Below are 632 nucleotides of genomic sequence, written 5' to 3' on the forward strand. Positions count from 1 at the left end.
GTTGGATGCGGGCTATTTTACGGCCCCGGTTTGTTATCTGACGGAACAGTTAGGCATTATCCCCATCATAGGTTATCGCCGGCCGAATAAGGGACCAAATACCTTTCAGAAGAAACATTTCACCTATGACCAGCTACAGGATTGTTATGTCTGCCCGCAGGGAGAAAAACTGATTTATACCACAACCGACCGTCAGGGATACCGGCATTATCAGGCCCCGGCGGCTATCTGCCAGTGTTGCCCGCAGCGTGATGCCTGCACGCACGCGAAAGGCGGAAAAACGATAACCCGTCATATCTGGGAGGCCAGTAAAGAGCAGGCCAGAGAAAACCGGCTAACGGAATGGGGTAAAAAAGTTTACAAGCGACGAAAGGAAACAATAGAGCGCAGTTTTGCGGATGCGAAGCAACATCACGGGCACCGTTATGCCCATTTTCGCGGGTTGCAGAAGGTGCAAATACAGTGTCTTTTGGCGGCAACTGCCCAAAATATCAAGAAGATAGCCTTGCTGGTCGCGATGCTTTGTTGTTTTTATCTCTGGAGGGCGAGCCAGTCAATGCCCGCGAAGCGAAAATAACGCCCTGACGGGCGATTGAATCGGGTCAATGAGGAAAATGAGTTGTATTATGATT

1 pseudogene is annotated in these 632 nt (G+C 50.2%); it reads left to right on the forward strand.

The window, feature by feature from the left end:
- A pseudogene (locus LGZ98_RS24005) lies at window positions 1–577 on the forward strand (IS5-like element ISPlu14 family transposase); the annotation flags it as partial.
- Between the last annotated feature and the right edge of the window lie 55 nt (window positions 578–632).

It is taken from the genome of Photorhabdus kayaii (genome assembly GCF_025384895.1).
In the GTDB taxonomy this organism is placed as follows: domain Bacteria; phylum Pseudomonadota; class Gammaproteobacteria; order Enterobacterales; family Enterobacteriaceae; genus Photorhabdus; species Photorhabdus kayaii.